Source organism: Streptococcus australis, assembly GCF_040226615.1.
In the GTDB taxonomy this organism is placed as follows: Bacteria; Bacillota; Bacilli; order Lactobacillales; family Streptococcaceae; genus Streptococcus; species Streptococcus australis_E.
Map to the genome: position 1 here is coordinate 23,369 of NZ_JBCOAT010000008.1, position 16,138 is coordinate 39,506.

Genomic DNA, 16,138 nt, shown 5'->3' on the forward strand with positions numbered 1-16,138 from the left:
AGAGTTTTATAATAAAAAATGTAAACGTTACCAAAAAATAAAATGACAAAGGGGGGAGTCAGATGAAAAAGTTTGTTAAGACCTTGAGAGAAAATCTTATTTTCTTCTTGATGGTTTTACCAGGTGCAGCGTGGTTGATTTTATTCTTCTACATACCTGTTTTGGGAAACGTTGTCGCATTTAAAGACTATCATATCACCGGAGAGGGATTTATTGATAGTGTAATGAAGAGTAAGTGGGTAGGATTTGATAACTTCAAATTTCTCTTTAGTTCTAAAGATGCTTATATCATTACAAGAAATACCGTCCTTTACAACCTAGCCTTTATTTTCTTGGGCTTGATTGTTTCTGTTGGGATTGCCATTATCTTTAGTGAGATGCGTTCCAAACGGTTGGTTAAAGTGTTTCAAACATCAATGTTGTTCCCCTATTTCTTGTCATGGGTTATCATCAGCTTCTTTACAGATGCCTTCTTAAACGTCGATAAAGGCTTGATTAACCACATCTTAACATCACTTGGGATGAAAGGAATCAACTTCTATACAGAGGTTGCCATTTGGCCAGCGCTTCTCCTCTTCTTAGGAATCTGGAAAGGCTTTGGTTATAGCAGTGTTATGTACTATGCAACCATCATGGGAATTGATCCAACCTTCTACGAAGCAGCAACAGTGGATGGAGCATCTAAGTGGCAGCGAATCCGCCACATTACCATTCCTCAGTTGTCTTCCTTGATTACGGTCTTGACTATCCTTGCCATAGGAAATATCTTCCGTGCTGACTTTGGATTGTTCTACCAAATTCCACATAACTCAGGTGCCCTTTATAGTGTGACAAACGTAATTGATGTCTATGTCTACAATGGACTTGCTAAATCAGGAGATATTGCGATGGCCGCAGCGGCTGGTCTTTACCAATCAGTTGTCGGATTGATTCTCGTTTTACTTTCTAATATTGTAGCACGTCGGATTGATAAGAATGCAGCGCTCTTCTAGAAAGGAGGATACCATGGCAAAATCAAAAATTAAAAAAGAAAAAGTTGATAATGTTGGGATCCACTCCTTTAGTAAGAAAGCAGACCTCTTCTTTAGTAGCATTGTTGGCTTGGTTGCTCTATCCTGTATCTTGCCCTTCATCTTTGTTGTCATGATTTCCTTGACCGACGAACAAAGTTTGGCGATTCACGGCTTCCAATTTTGGCCTGCTAAGTTTGGTGCAGATGGCTATCTTTTCCTTGTTCAATTTAAGGATAAGATTCTTCAAGCCCTCTTTATTACCTTGTTTGTGACGATTGTAGGGACAGCATGTAATGTCTTCATTACAACGACCTACGCCTACGCAATCTCTCGTAGAACCTTTAAGTACAGAAACTTCTTTACTGTCTTTGCCCTCTTGAGCATGCTCTTTAGTGCTGGGATGGTACCAGGTTACATCGTTACCACTCAATTGCTTCATTTAGGAGATACCGTTGGAGCCCTCATCATTCCGATGTTATTGAGTCCTTTTAACATCATCTTGATGCGGACCTTCTTCAAACGGACAATCCCAGAAGCCATTCTTGAGTCTGCTCGGATAGATGGAGCCAGTGAAACACGGATCTTCTTCCAGATCTGTTTGCCACTTTCTCTCCCAGGGATCGCGACCATCAGTCTCTTCACAGCCCTCGGCTTCTGGAATGACTGGTTCAACGCCCTCCTCTACATCAAGAGTGAAAATCTCTATCCCCTTCAATACTTGCTGATGCAAATCCAAAATAATATGGATTACATTTCTAAATCAGTCGGTGCATCTAGCCAAATCGCTGGTGCGGTCCAATCCCTTCCTAAGGAAACTGGACGGATGGCCATGGTGGTGGTGGCAACAGTTCCAATCGCTATCCTCTATCCATTCTTCCAACGTTACTTTGTAAAAGGATTGACCATCGGTGGTGTGAAAGAGTAAGCAAACCTTTCTCACCCACCCTTCATAATGTTAATAAAGAAAAATAAAAAAGGAGTTTTTCTCATGAAAAATTGGAAAAAATATGCTTTAGCTTCTGCTAGCGTTCTCGCACTTGGAGCAACTCTTGCTGCTTGTGGTAACTTGACAGGTGATAACCAAAAATCATCTAAGAGTGAAGATGGCAAAACAGTTATCAAAATGTACCAAATCGGTGACAAACCTGATAACTTGGATACCTTGTTAGAAAATGCTAACAAGATCATCGAAGAAAAAGCTGGCGTTAAATTAGACATCCAATACCTTGGTTGGGGTGACTACGACAAGAAGATGAACGTTATCATTTCATCTAATGAAAGCTACGATATTGCTTTCGCAAACAACTATGTCATCAATGCTCAAAAAGGTGCTTATGCTGACTTGACAGACTTGTACAAGAAAGAAGGAAAAGAGCTTTATGAAGCACTTGACCCAGCATACATCAAAGGGAATACTGTAAATGGCAAGATCTATGCTGTTCCAGTTGCAGCCAACGTGGCATCTTCACAAAACTTTGCCTTCAACGGACCACTTCTTGAAAAATATGGTATTGATGTTTCAAACGTCACAGACTATGCTTCTCTTGAACCAGTCTTGAAAGCGATCAAAGAAAAAGATCCAAACGTTGTTCCATTTGCAATGAACAAGAGCTACGGTGGACCTTCTGATGACTTCGATTACATTGCAGTAGATGGACTTCCATTCGTTGTCGATTTGCAAGGTGACACAACTAAGATCGTTGACCGTTACACGATTCCACGTTATGTTGAAAACTTGAAGACTCTTCATAAATACTATGAAGCAGGATACATTCCAAAAGACGTAGCTACAAGCGAAACTGGATATGACCTTTCTCAAGATACTTGGTTGGTACGTGAAGAAACAGTAGGACCTGCTGACTACGGTAACAGCTTGCTTACTCGTGTAGCAAACCGTAAGATCGAAATCAAACCATTCACTCAACTTTACAAGAAGAACAACACTACTCAAGTTGCAAACTTTGTTATCTCAAACAACTCTAAGAACAAAGAAAAAGCAATGGAAGTATTGAACCTCTTGAATACAAACCCAGAACTCTTGAACGGTCTTGTTTACGGACCAGAAGGCAAGAACTGGGAAAAAGTTGAAGGTAAAGAAAACCGTGTGAAAGTCTTGGATGGCTACAACGGAAACACTCACATGTCTGGATGGAACACAGGTAACAACTGGATTCTTTACATCAACGAAAACGTAACGGATGAGCAAATTGCACAATCTAAGAAAGACTTAGAAACTGCTAAAGAATCTCCAGCACTTGGATTCATCTTCAACACTGAAAACGTGAAATCAGAAATCACTGCCCTTACAAACACTTTGAACCAATTCACAAGTGCCATCAATACAGGTACAGTAGATCCTGAAGTTGAAATTCCTAAGATGCTTGAAAAATTGAAATCAGAAGGTGCCTACCAAAAAGTCTTGGATGAAATCCAAAAACAATACGATGAGTACCTTGCTGCTAAGAAATAAGCTAGCATTACTTGCTTAAGTCTATCAAAAGACTTTGAGGTCTTCGCACTTCAAAGTCTTTTCTGTTGATGATTTCGAAATCGAAACCATCAGAGGAAATGTGCTATAATATAGGGTATAATCATCAGTTGTACTAGGGAAACTATACTAAGTCGTAAGTTCCCCTCTACAGCATATGAACATGGAGACACATTATGGGAAGAATGATTGAATTTATTTTTACAAGGGTCTACTTAGCCATGCTGGCAACAGGGATCTTTTGGGCGCTAACCTTTTGTGGAGGCATCCTATTTGGATTTGGGCCGGCTAGTGCAACGATTATGAGTCTATATGCCGAACATGGATCTGATTACAAACAATATGCTTGGTCTGAAGCTTGGTCGCTCTATAAAGAAAATTTCCGTCGGGCCAACCAGGTTTTCTATACATTTTTTTTGATCGAAGCCATTCTTATTTATGGTATGTATCTGATGGTTCAATTGCCCCACTTGTCCCTATTTCAGATTTTTATCCTATTGGTCAATTTGATTTTCTTATTGGTGGCTCCCCTGACTTTTGCAGTCTATCTCAAGCTTCAGGTCCAGTTTGACTTGTCCTACCTTAATAGCTTGAAGTTGAGTTTTATTGGTGCTTTTCTGGATATTCGTGCAGTGACCAAGTTTCTCTTGGGGACCTTTCTTCTAGGAGTTGTTACTCATTTCGTTCCGGCTTTATTTTTCTTTGTTTTACTGGGCTTGTGGCATTTCTTTGTCAATGATATTTTTCAACCCGTCTATGAAACAATTCGCTCTAAAGTGGTTTCTTAATTATGAAAAAAATATGGTTAGCAACACTTTTGAAATTCTATGCCTATATCATGGTGGGGATCATCACGACTTTAGGTGTGACGGTATCTTTGGTCTATTGGCATAATCAGAAAGCAGAGACAGATCGAATCGCTCAGTTGATTTCCTCGCGCTTGACTGCTGAGGTAGAGGATCTTTATAAGAGATCTTCTCAATGGGGGAAGAGTCTGGTAGAGAATCCTGCCAAGCTCGAAGGAGTCTACAAGTATTTTTCAATGACGCCTTCTGAATACGAAAGCTGGCGTTTGGATAATTTTTTCTCCAATTATATTCAAGTTTCGCTGCACCGTAATATTGAAACTCTGTATTTGGAACACGATGTTATTGATCAAATTGATTTGGTGTTAAATGACTATACGACTGTGTTTGTCTCCAGTAAAAATAAAAAAGGAGGGCAACAAGTTCCTGCGGATCAATACATAGCTAGTTCACAAGCAATCCCAGTCTCCTTGACGGATGCGACGACTGGCGAAGATATTGGACTAGCCTACATTAAAGTCAATCCAGCGCTATTGGATTCTGTCGTCGACAATATTCAAGACACTATTCCAGTTGCTGTCCAAATTTATAATCCCTTGGGCAAGGTTTTTTACCACAGAGGGGATATCAACCCTAAAGATCATAGCCAGTGGATTGTGCGAGATACTGCTTACGGCTATCAAATCTGGGTTGGAATTCCGACTTCTTACACGGTTCGAACGGCCTTATTTAGTTTTACCTGGATGATTTCGGTCGCCTTAATCCTATTCTTGGTCTTGTATCTCTTGCTTCAACGAATTTTCCGTAATTACCAAAAACAAGTTTTGGATTTGGTAGATACCATGGAAGCCATCAGCCAGGGGGATTCTGAGCGACGGATCAATGTGGATACCAAAGAGCAGGAGCTCCTTTTAGTTGCAGAAACGACCAATGCCATGTTAGACAATATGGACAAGTCTATCCGTGATATCTATCAGCTACAACTGAGCCAAAAAGATGCCAATTTGAAGGCCTTGCAAGCGCAGATTAATCCGCATTTTATGTATAATACCATGGAGTTTATTCGCATGTATGCAGTTATGCAGGATCAAGAAGAATTAGCTGATATTATTTACGAATTTAGTAGTCTCCTTCGAAACAATATTTCAGAGGAGAAAGAAACGACCATAGAAAATGAGTTGGAATTTTGTAGAAAATACAGCTATCTCTGTATGGTGCGTTATCCAAAATCGATTGCTTATGGCTTTAAAATTGAACCCGGTCTAGAAGAGATGATTATTCCGAAGTTTACTCTTCAGCCACTAGTGGAAAATTACTTTGTTCATGGAGTTGATCACAAGCGCAAGGACAATGTCATTAGTATCAAAGTCCGTCATGTTGGAGGAGCTGTGGAAATTCGGGTTCAAGACAATGGGAGAGGACTGGAACCGAGCCAACTGCAACGAATTCAACAAATATTGAGTCATAGGGATCCACGAGAAGAAGTAGAAGAGAGTAAGGGGCGACAATCGATTGGGATTGTCAATGTCCACGAGCGTTTCCTTCTCTACTTTGGGGATCGTTACCACATTCAAATTACATCAGAAAAAGGAAAAGGTGTTCTCTATACGATTACCATCGAGGACACTTAAGAGGAAAAAATCGTGTATAAAGTCTTATTGGTTGACGATGAATATATGATTACTGAGGGGTTGAAAAAACTGATTCCCTTTGAAAAATGGGACATGGAGGTTGTTTACACAGCAGAGGATGCAGATCAAGCCTTGGCCTATGTTGCGGATTATCCAGTGGATATCGTGATTACAGATGTCAATATGCCAGGAAAAACTGGTCTGGAAATGATTGATCAAATGCAGTCCATGCTTCCCCATGCAGCTTATATCATTATGTCAGGTTACCAAGATTTTGCTTATGTAAAAAAAGCCTTAAACCTCCGAGTAGCAGACTATCTGTTAAAGCCTGTCAATAAGGTGGAGCTGGGGAATATCCTAGAAAAATTATCCCAAACTCTGAAAAACCCAGATCAAGCGACGGCCAATCGGCTCCTTCATGAAGATTGGTCAGAAGAAGAGTTCGAACAAGCCATCCGAGGAAGAAAACAACTCTGGATTGGAGTGGATAAGGAAAGGAAGGGCTTTGCCAGTTCATCTTATCAGGTCTTAGGAAAAAATCTTCAACTCTATCTTTCCGATGAGGATGAAGGGGCTTTCCTACAGCGCCGTTTCCAAGCACCTTATAAGGAACATTTTCAACAATTTAAAGAGCTTGTTGAACGAAGTCTGTTTTATGGGGATATCCCATTGGAGGAAGAAGATGGTGTCTTTAATTACTATGAACCCATCTACCGTGTCATCATTCAGGGGAATATCCAGCAAATTTTGGAGGAGTTAAACTGGTTAGAAGAAACTGTGAAAAGCCATACTCCAAAAGTGGCGATAGCCAAGCAACTCTTTATTCAGTTCATTATGGATGTCTTTCATTTATTTGAACACCTGCACGGTGATGACCTGACAGAAATTGTGAAAGCCGTTCATGATACACCGACTTTCGAGGATCTTGTTACCTGCGTTCGGAACCAATTGGAGAGTTTCTTTTCTCAATATCGGATGAACAATAATGTGGCGACCGTCCTAGAAGTAATTGGACGCGACTATCGGAAGGAACTGTCGCTCAAGGATATCAGCAAAGATCTCTATATCAATCCCGTTTATTTAGGGCAATTGATCAAACGTGAGACCAATTCCACCTTTGCAGAACTCTTGAATAAACAACGGATCAAAGCTGCCCAACAGTTGCTTTTATCCACAACGGAAAGTATTGAAGATATTTGCTATGAGGTCGGCTACAGCAATGTTGGTTACTTTTACAAGGTATTCCGCAAGTTGTGTGGCAAGTCTCCTAAAGCCTACCGTCAACAAATCGGCGTAGAGGAAAGTGATTAATCTGTAAACATGAAAAATACCCTCCATTGATTAAAAATGGAGGGTATTTTTTAGTTGCTTCTTCCAATCAAAATCGTAGCAGAAATCGTGACTTGAGTCAGATCGGTCCAGTCAATTTGAGCTGGATCGACATGAAAGAGGAGAGGCGTCATGCTCAGAAGAGCCTCCCGCAATGCTGGAGTCAGTTCGAACCTTTCCTGGCAATGGATGGTATTTTCAATCGTAAAATGATCAGAAAAATGTTGAATAATCTGCTCATTGGAGTAATCTACCTGGTCTAGGTGGTCCTTCACCTTTTGACGAATCTCTTGCAGATGGGTGGCAGTTGGGATGACCTTGATGAGGCGACCATCTGGGGCCAGGACCCGTTTAAATTCCTGATAATTTGCTGGCGAAAAGATATCTAGGAGGAGGTCCATGCTCTGGTCTAAAAGAGGGAGATGAGCCAGGTCTCCGACAAACCACTTGACCTTCCATTCCTGGTCGCTTTTGGCAGCCAGCTGGATCGATTCCTTCGACAAATCAAAGGCGTAAAAGGAATGGTCTGGATGGCGTTCTTGTAAGCTGCGCGAATAGTAGCCTTCCCCGCAACCAATATCTAAAATGTTGGCTGGATGGGCCAGTGGAGACAAGCATTCTGACAGGGCATTAAGGATATGGTTGTAGAAACCATTCTCTAGAACGAGTTGCCGGTTTTGGAAATTTTCCTTGTCATAGTCCTTGGAGGCCTTCACTTGTGGCGCCAAGTTCACATAGCCAAACTTAGCAAGGTCAAAGGAGTGGCGGTTGGGGCAAGCCAAGCTTTGTTGGACCAGGTCGAGGGCTTCTTGACAGATGGGACAGGCAAAAGCCGATGCAGTCTGAAATCGTTGTAATTTTGGTTTGATCGTCATGATACTTCTAGTGTACCAAAAAACCTCTGAAAGTCATAGCTTCAGAGGTCTTCTTTTTAATAAGTCAAAACAAAGTATTTTTTCTTACCGCGACGGATAACGGTCAATTCGTTTTCCAATTTATCGCTATCGCTCAAGACATAGTCAAGGTCTTGGATGCGGTCGCCATTGATGTAGATGGCACCATTTTGTACATCTTCACGAGCTTGGCGTTTGGAGTTGACCACGCCAGAAGATACAAGCAATTCTACGATGTTGAGGTTTTCGTCTGCTTGGACTTGGTAGTTTGGCACACCACGAAGGCCTTGTTTGAGTTCTTTGACAGAAAGGTTTTTGATATTTCCTGCAAAGAGTTGTTCTGTGATGTTGAGGGCTTCTTTGTAGGCTTCTTCACCGTGAACGAGGGTGACCACCTCACGCGCCAAGACTTTTTGAGCCAAGCGTTCATGTGGCGCAGCTTCAAACTGTTTGCGGATCTCTTCAATCTCATCAAGAGACAAGAAGGTAAAGATTTTCAAGAAGCGAACAGCGTCAGCGTCCATGACATTCATCCAGAATTGGTACATTTCGTATGGAGAAGTCTTTTCAGGGTTGAGCCAAACCGCATTCCCTTCAGATTTACCAAATTTCTTACCAGTCGCATCTGTAATGAGTGGAACAGTGATGACGTGACCAGTCTTGTCAGCCTTTCGACGCAACAATTCGGTACCAGCTGTCATATTTCCCCACTGGTCAGAACCACCGATTTGCAGGGTAACATTGTGGTCTTGGTTCAGAACAAAGAAGTCGTAGCCTTGCATGATTTGGTAGGCAAATTCAGTGTAAGAAATCCCTGTTTCAATCCGCTTCTTCACAGATTCCTTGCTCATCATGTAGTTGACAGTAAAGTATTTTCCGATGTCGCGAAGGAAGTCAATGAAGCTGATGCTGCCAAACCAGTCGTAGTTATTGACCATGACAGCCTTATTTTCCCCATTTTCAAAATCTAAGAAACGAGACAATTGCCCTTGGATAGAAGTGACCCAACCGTCTACAGTCTCCTTAGTTTGTAAACTGCGCTCGGCATCTTTGAAAGAAGGGTCTCCAATGAGTCCGGTCGCACCACCGACAAGCGCATAAGGTTTGTGGCCTGCCAATTGTAAGCGACGACTGGTCAAGATTGCAACAAGGTGCCCAAGGTGCAAGCTATCAGCAGTTGGATCGTAGCCAGTATAATACGATACTTGCCCTTCTTCTAGGGCTTTACGCAAAGCATCTTCGTCAGTCGTTTGGAAAATCAAACCACGTTCTTTTAGCTCATCAAAAATGTGCATCGTTCTCTCCTTTTCTAAGCTACTGGCCAGATCGATGAAAACAGTCCAGTATCTGTATGGTTTCTCTCTATTTTACCATAATGACTTGAAATAGCAATGAATGGACGAAAAAAATCCAATCGGAAGCAGTGTTCTCAACTTTAGGAATTGAAAAGAAAGAGGTCCATTTGGTATAATGGGAAGGACAAGGAGAAATAGAGTGAGTCAAATGAGAGAATTTTTTACAAAGTGCGGGAAGAAAATAAAAGACTTCTTTGCCAAAATGACGGTTGAAGTCAATGAGAAAGAAGACAAGGAGGGCTGGTCACTAGGAGATCTCCTAGCGACGGTTCTACGGACGATGAAACTCCTTTGGGATGTGCTACTGGTGTTTGCTTTGGGTGGTCTCTTGTTTGGTGCAGGGATTGCGATTGGCTATGCAGCTAGCCTCTTTAATGAGACAGAGACGCCGGATCCGACCCAATTGGTTCAACAAGTGCGAAATATTTCGAGCGTTTCAAAGATTTCCTACTCAGATGGAAGCATCATTTCTGATATTGACAGCGACTTGATTCGGATCCCTGTCCAAAAGGATGCGATTTCGGACAATGTCAAAAAGGCTGTCATTGCCACAGAAGATGAGAACTTTAATAGCCATAACGGGGTTGTTCCGAAAGCGGTGATCCGGGCTACCTTGGGTTCAGTTGCTGGAGTAGGGTCCTCTAGTGGTGGTTCAACTCTGACCCAACAGTTGATTAAACAACAAGTTGTGGGAGATGCACCGACCTTCTCACGGAAGGCTGCTGAGATTATCGATGCCCTTGCTCTGGAGCGGGTAATGGATAAGGACGAAATTTTAACAACCTACCTCAATGTCTCTCCATTTGGTCGAAACAACCGGGGACAAAATATCGCGGGAGTGGAAGCTGCAGCTCAAGGGATTTTTGGTGTTTCTGCCAAAGACTTGACTGTTCCACAGGCAGCCTTTATTGCTGGTTTGCCACAGAGCCCAATTGTCTACTCACCTTACGCTTCTGATGGCAGCCTCAAGACTCAGGAAAATCAAGCTTTAGGATTGGATCGTGCCAAGGATGTCTTGTACAATATGTATCGGACAGGTGCTATCAGCAAGGAAGAGTACGACCAATATAGTCAATATGATCTAAGCAAGGATTTCCTTCCTTCAAATGGCATCGAGAAGACACCACACGACTACTTGTATTTCCAAGCTGTTAGTGAAGCGGAAGATGCTATGTATGACTATTTAATCAAGAGGGACAATGTTTCGAGTCACGACCTAAAAAACAATTCAACGGTTAAGTCTTATCAAGAGTTAGCGAAGAAAGAATTGAGAGAGGGTGGCTATACGGTTCAGACCACTATCAACAAAGCTATTTACAATGCCATGCAAGAAGCAGTTGCCAATTATGGCGGTATCTTGGACGATGGAACGGGTACGGTAGAAGTCGGAAATGTCCTTATGGACAACCGAACAGGAGCGATTCTTGGCTTTGTTGGGGGACGGAATTTTGACGGGAATCAGAATAACCACGCTTTTGATACAGAGCGTTCTCCAGGATCTACCATTAAACCCTTGCTGGCTTATGGAATCGCCATTGACCAAGGCTTGATGGGAAGCAATAGCATTGTCTCCAATTACCCAACTAACTTTTCTAGTGGAGAGCCAATTATGCACGTGGATAACCGGGGGACTGGGATGATGGACCTCCGAGAGGCCCTTAATACCTCATGGAATATCCCAGCTTATTGGACCTATCGTACTCTCCGTGAAAAGGGTGTCGATGTCCCAGGCTATATGGAAAAAATGGGCTACGATATCGCTGAGTACGGCATTGAAAGTCTGCCAATGGGAGGCGGGATCGAAGTAAGCGTCGCCCAACATACAAATGGTTATCAAACCATTGCAAATAATGGAAATTACCAAAAACGCTACATGATTGAAAAAATCATGGATCGCAATGGGGAAGTGGTCTACCAACATGAGAGCAAGGCGACCCGCGTCTACTCAGCAGCAACTGCGACTATCATGCAGGACCTGTTAAGAGGTGTCATCAGCTCTGGTGCAACAACGACCTTTAAGAGCCGAATCAGCCAGGTCAATCCAACTCTTGCAAATGCCGATTGGATCGGGAAAACTGGAACCACCAATGAGAATGGAGATATGTGGCTCATGCTGTCTACTCCAAATCTTACCTTAGGTGGCTGGATTGGACATGACAACAATGCTTCCATGGCTCCGTTGACAGGCTACAATAATAACGCAAGTTACATGGCCTATTTAGCGAATGCCATCTACCAGGCGGATCCAGCTGCTTGGGGCGTGCAAGATCGCTTTACCTTAGATAGCAGTGTTATTTCATCGACTGTTCTCAAATCGACAGGACAACGACCTGGTCGTGTCAATGTCAATGGTCGTGATATCGATGTGTCGGGTGCGACGGTTACCAGCTATTGGGCTAAAAATGGCGCTCCACAAACGACCTACCGCTTCGCAATTGGTGGATCGGATAGTGATTATGCTAGTGCCTGGGCTGGAATTCTAGGCGGTTCAGCTAATACTTCCAATGGAAATCGCAATAGCAACCGGACAAGCAATTCGAACACGCCAAGTAGTTCGAACACGACAGCTAGTTCATCATCTAGTGGACAAAACAGATAAAAATAACGAGTTGCAATACCATAAAATCGTTTTCATGTCTAGAGAAAACCTTGTGTTTTTTATGAAAATACGATATAATAAGGACAAGTAATTTGTCGTGCGCTTTATTTGAAATATTGTCCAAATAGAAGCTTACAGCAGTTAAATCAAACTTTATAAAAGTCGATTTAGCTGCTCTTTTTGTGCCTATTTTTAGAAAAAACGGAGCTTGTCACACAAACTTAATCTTTCTAAAAATTCCAAAAAGGATGAATGATACGGAGGAGATTTCTTCTCACGTGATGTAGATCACACCCCCTTCATAACATCGTTTCGACTGGATCAGAACCATTCTGATATGGTCAGAAGCGATCTAGAAACCGGATTTTCAGAGAGGGTTTTCCCCTAGCTGGTATCCTAGTATAGAAAAGGAGTTAAAACTTTGGCAGGACATGACGTTCAATACGGGAAACATCGGACCCGTCGTAGTTTTTCAAGAATCAAAGAAGTTCTTGATTTACCAAATTTGATTGAAATCCAAACGGATTCATTTAAAGATTTTCTGGATCATGGTTTGAAAGAAGTTTTCGAAGATGTATTGCCAATTTCGAACTTCACAGACACAATGGAGTTGGAATTCGTCGGCTATGAAATCAGAGAACCAAAGTATACCTTGGAAGAAGCACGTATCCATGATGCGAGCTATTCTGCCCCAATCTTTGTAACCTTCCGCTTGGTCAACAAGGAAACAGGCGAAATCAAAACGCAAGAAGTCTTCTTTGGTGATTTCCCAATCATGACCGAGATGGGAACCTTTATCATCAATGGTGGAGAGCGGATCATCGTATCTCAGCTCGTGCGTTCACCAGGTGTCTACTTCAATGATAAGGTGGACAAGAACGGTAAGGTTGGCTATGGATCAACGGTTATTCCGAACCGTGGAGCTTGGCTAGAACTTGAAACAGACTCAAAAGATATTGCTTATACTCGTATCGACCGTACGCGTAAGATTCCATTTACGACCTTGGTTCGTGCCCTTGGTTTCTCTGGGGATGACGAGATTTTTGATATCTTTGGGGATAGCGAATTGGTTCGCAACACAGTTGAAAAAGATATCCACAAAAACCCAATGGATTCTCGCATAGATGAAGCCCTTAAAGAAATTTATGAGCGTCTTCGTCCAGGTGAGCCAAAAACAGCGGAAAGCTCTCGTAGCTTGTTGGTAGCCCGTTTCTTTGACCCACGTCGTTATGACTTGGCTCCAGTTGGTCGCTACAAGATCAATAAGAAACTCAATATCAAGAACCGTTTGTTGAACCAAACGATTGCAGAACCATTGGTAGATGCTGAAACAGGAGAAATCCTTGTAGAAGCTGGTACCGTGATGACACGCGATGTCATCGACAGCATCTCAGAACATTTGGACGGTGATTTGAACAAGATTGTCTACACTCCAAATGATTCAGCAGTATTGACAGAACCAGTTGTTCTTCAAAAATTCAAGGTTGTAGCACCTACTGATCCAGACCGTGTTGTAACAATCATCGGAAATGCAAATCCAGATGATAAAGTTCGCACTATCACTCCGGCAGATATCCTTGCTGAAATGAGCTACTTCCTTAACTTGGCTGAAGGCATCGGTCGTATCGATGATATCGACCACCTCGGAAACCGTCGTATTCGTGCCGTTGGTGAATTGCTTGCCAACCAAGTACGTCTTGGACTTTCACGTATGGAACGTAATGTTCGTGAACGTATGTCTGTTCAAGATAACGAAGTATTGACACCTCAACAAATCATTAACATCCGTCCAGTGACTGCGGCGATCAAAGAATTCTTTGGTTCTTCCCAATTGTCACAGTTCATGGACCAACACAACCCACTTTCTGAGTTGTCCCACAAACGTCGTTTGTCTGCCTTAGGGCCTGGTGGTTTGACACGTGACCGCGCTGGATATGAAGTCCGTGACGTGCACTACACTCACTATGGTCGTATGTGTCCAATCGAAACACCTGAAGGACCAAACATCGGTTTGATCAACAACTTGTCATCCTATGGACACTTGAACAAGTATGGTTTCATCCAAACGCCATACCGTAAAGTAGACCGTGAAAAAGGTGTGGTCACCAACGAAATCGTTTGGTTGACAGCTGATGAAGAAGATGAGTACATCGTAGCCCAGTCCAACTCTAAGTTGAACGAAAAAGGTGGTTTTGCTGAGCCGATCGTTATGGGACGTCACCGTGGTAACAACCAAGAGTTCCCATCTGATCAAGTCGACTACATGGACGTATCTCCAAAACAGGTAGTTGCCGTTGCGACAGCATGTATTCCTTTCTTGGAAAACGATGACTCCAACCGTGCCCTCATGGGTGCCAACATGCAACGTCAGGCTGTGCCATTGATCGATCCAAAAGCGCCTTACGTGGGTACTGGTATGGAATACCAAGCAGCCCATGACTCAGGAGCTGCAGTCATTGCGCAACATGATGGGAAGGTTACTTATGCCGATGCTGACAAGGTAGAAGTTCGTCGGGAAGATGGATCTCTTGATGTTTACCATATCCAAAAATTCCGTCGTTCAAACTCAGGTACGGCTTACAACCAACGTACCCTTGTAAAAGTTGGCGATGTCGTTGAAAAAGGCGACTTTATCGCAGACGGTCCATCGATGGAAAAAGGGGAAATGGCCCTTGGTCAAAACCCAATTGTTGCCTACATGACATGGGAAGGTTACAACTTCGAGGATGCCGTTATCATGAGCGAACGCTTGGTGAAAGAAGATGTCTATACATCTGTTCACTTGGAAGAATTCGAATCAGAAACGCGCGACACTAAGTTAGGCCCTGAAGAAATCACTCGTGAAATTCCAAACGTTGGGGAAGATGCTCTCAGAAACCTTGACGAAATGGGTATTATCCGTATCGGTGCGGAAGTAAAAGAAGGCGATATCTTAGTTGGTAAGGTAACACCGAAGGGTGAAAAAGATCTTTCTGCTGAAGAACGTCTCCTCCACGCTATCTTTGGAGATAAATCTCGTGAAGTGCGTGATACTTCTCTTCGTGTACCTCACGGTGGAGATGGTGTTGTTCGCGATGTCAAGATCTTTACGCGTGCAAACGGAGATGAATTGCAATCGGGTGTCAACATGTTGGTTCGTGTTTACATCGCACAAAAACGCAAGATCCGCGTCGGAGATAAGATGGCCGGTCGTCACGGAAACAAAGGGGTTGTATCCCGTATTGTTCCTGTGGAAGACATGCCTTACCTTCCAGATGGTACACCGGTTGATATCATGTTGAACCCACTTGGGGTGCCATCACGTATGAATATCGGTCAGGTTATGGAACTTCACCTTGGTATGGCGGCTCGTAACTTGGGTATCCACATCGCAACACCAGTCTTTGACGGAGCAAGCTCAGAAGACCTCTGGGATACCGTTCGTGAAGCTGGTATGGATAGCGATGCTAAGACCATTCTTTACGATGGCCGTACAGGTGAGCCATTTGACAACCGTGTTTCTGTCGGTGTCATGTACATGATCAAGCTTCACCACATGGTTGATGATAAACTCCACGCTCGTTCTGTCGGACCATACTCAATGGTTACCCAACAACCACTCGGAGGTAAAGCTCAGTTTGGTGGACAACGTTTCGGGGAAATGGAAGTTTGGGCCCTTGAGGCTTATGGTGCGTCTAATGTCCTTCAAGAAATCTTGACCTACAAGTCAGACGATGTCAACGGACGTTTGAAAGCTTATGAAGCGATTACCAAAGGAAAACCAATTCCAAAACCAGGTGTGCCAGAGTCCTTCCGAGTACTTGTGAAAGAATTGCAATCACTTGGATTGGATATGCGTGTCCTAGATGAAGATGACAAAGAAGTTGAACTTCGCGATCTTGACGAAGGGGAAGACGACGATGTCATCCACGTAGATGATCTAGAAAAAGCACGTGAAAAAGCAGCCAAGGAAGCTCGCGCAGCTTTTGAAGCTGAAGGGAAAGAAGAATAATTTAATATGTAGTTCAATAGGATGGAAAACCTG

Annotated in this window: 10 protein-coding genes; 8 read left to right on the top strand and 2 right to left on the bottom strand. The window is 42.9% G+C overall.

Annotated features, from left to right (window positions below; translation table 11 throughout):
• The first annotated feature begins 62 nt into the window (after positions 1-62).
• From ABT997_RS07805 to ABT997_RS07830, 6 genes are all read left to right on the top strand, one after another.
• Positions 63-992, top strand: coding sequence for an ABC transporter permease (locus ABT997_RS07805; RefSeq protein WP_126403651.1), 930 nt, complete (start codon positions 63-65; stop codon positions 990-992).
• 13 nt (positions 993-1,005) lie between these two features.
• Complete coding sequence (locus tag ABT997_RS07810) at positions 1,006-1,938, top strand: carbohydrate ABC transporter permease (RefSeq protein WP_006597196.1); 933 nt, start codon at positions 1,006-1,008, stop codon at positions 1,936-1,938.
• A 63-nt stretch (positions 1,939-2,001) separates the two neighbouring features.
• On the top strand, positions 2,002-3,483 hold the full coding sequence (locus ABT997_RS07815) for an ABC transporter substrate-binding protein (RefSeq protein ID WP_350019112.1): 1,482 nt from the start codon (positions 2,002-2,004) through the stop codon (positions 3,481-3,483).
• Between the two features lie 194 nt (positions 3,484-3,677).
• Entirely contained in the window at positions 3,678-4,289 is a 612-nt protein-coding gene (locus tag ABT997_RS07820) for a YesL family protein (RefSeq protein WP_350019113.1), read from the top strand.
• 2 nt (positions 4,290-4,291) lie between these two features.
• Positions 4,292-5,938, top strand: a complete 1,647-nt coding sequence (locus ABT997_RS07825; protein WP_350019114.1) for a sensor histidine kinase — start codon at positions 4,292-4,294, stop codon at positions 5,936-5,938.
• Between the two features lie 12 nt (positions 5,939-5,950).
• On the top strand, positions 5,951-7,249 hold the full coding sequence (locus ABT997_RS07830) for a response regulator transcription factor (RefSeq protein WP_195348399.1): 1,299 nt from the start codon (positions 5,951-5,953) through the stop codon (positions 7,247-7,249).
• Positions 7,250-7,299: 50 nt separating this feature from the next.
• Here ABT997_RS07830 and ABT997_RS07835 read toward each other — a convergent pair whose 3' ends face one another.
• Together ABT997_RS07835 and tyrS are read right to left on the bottom strand one after the other, a co-directional pair.
• Positions 7,300-8,142: a methyltransferase domain-containing protein gene (locus tag ABT997_RS07835; RefSeq protein WP_195348400.1), complete on the bottom strand. Its 843-nt coding sequence runs from the start codon at positions 8,140-8,142 to the stop codon at positions 7,300-7,302.
• A gap of 56 nt (positions 8,143-8,198) precedes the next feature.
• A complete protein-coding gene (tyrS, locus tag ABT997_RS07840) occupies positions 8,199-9,455 on the bottom strand; it encodes a tyrosine--tRNA ligase (protein ID WP_023022070.1) in 1,257 nt (418 codons plus the stop codon).
• 208 nt (positions 9,456-9,663) lie between these two features.
• Between tyrS and pbp1b the strand changes: the two genes are divergently transcribed.
• Together pbp1b and rpoB are read left to right on the top strand one after the other, a co-directional pair.
• A complete protein-coding gene (gene pbp1b, locus ABT997_RS07845) occupies positions 9,664-12,114 on the top strand; it encodes a penicillin-binding protein PBP1B (RefSeq protein ID WP_398575119.1) in 2,451 nt (816 codons plus the stop codon).
• Between the two features lie 421 nt (positions 12,115-12,535).
• On the top strand, positions 12,536-16,105 hold the full coding sequence (rpoB, locus tag ABT997_RS07850; protein ID WP_350019115.1) for a DNA-directed RNA polymerase subunit beta: 3,570 nt from the start codon (positions 12,536-12,538) through the stop codon (positions 16,103-16,105).
• Positions 16,106-16,138 lie beyond the last annotated feature (33 nt).

Bases quoted from the DNA above. Each gene is read 5' to 3' on its own strand.
- ABT997_RS07805 (WP_126403651.1), top strand. From the start codon at position 63: ATGAAAAAGTTTGTTAAGACCTTGAGAGAAAATCTTATTTTCTTCTTG.
- ABT997_RS07810 (WP_006597196.1), top strand. From the start codon at position 1,006: ATGGCAAAATCAAAAATTAAAAAAGAAAAAGTTGATAATGTTGGGATC.
- ABT997_RS07815 (WP_350019112.1), top strand. From the start codon at position 2,002: ATGAAAAATTGGAAAAAATATGCTTTAGCTTCTGCTAGCGTTCTCGCA.
- ABT997_RS07820 (WP_350019113.1), top strand. From the start codon at position 3,678: ATGGGAAGAATGATTGAATTTATTTTTACAAGGGTCTACTTAGCCATG.
- ABT997_RS07825 (WP_350019114.1), top strand. From the start codon at position 4,292: ATGAAAAAAATATGGTTAGCAACACTTTTGAAATTCTATGCCTATATC.
- ABT997_RS07835 (WP_195348400.1), bottom strand. From the start codon at position 8,142: ATGACGATCAAACCAAAATTACAACGATTTCAGACTGCATCGGCTTTT.
- tyrS (WP_023022070.1), bottom strand. From the start codon at position 9,455: ATGCACATTTTTGATGAGCTAAAAGAACGTGGTTTGATTTTCCAAACG.
- pbp1b (WP_398575119.1), top strand. From the start codon at position 9,664: ATGAGAGAATTTTTTACAAAGTGCGGGAAGAAAATAAAAGACTTCTTT.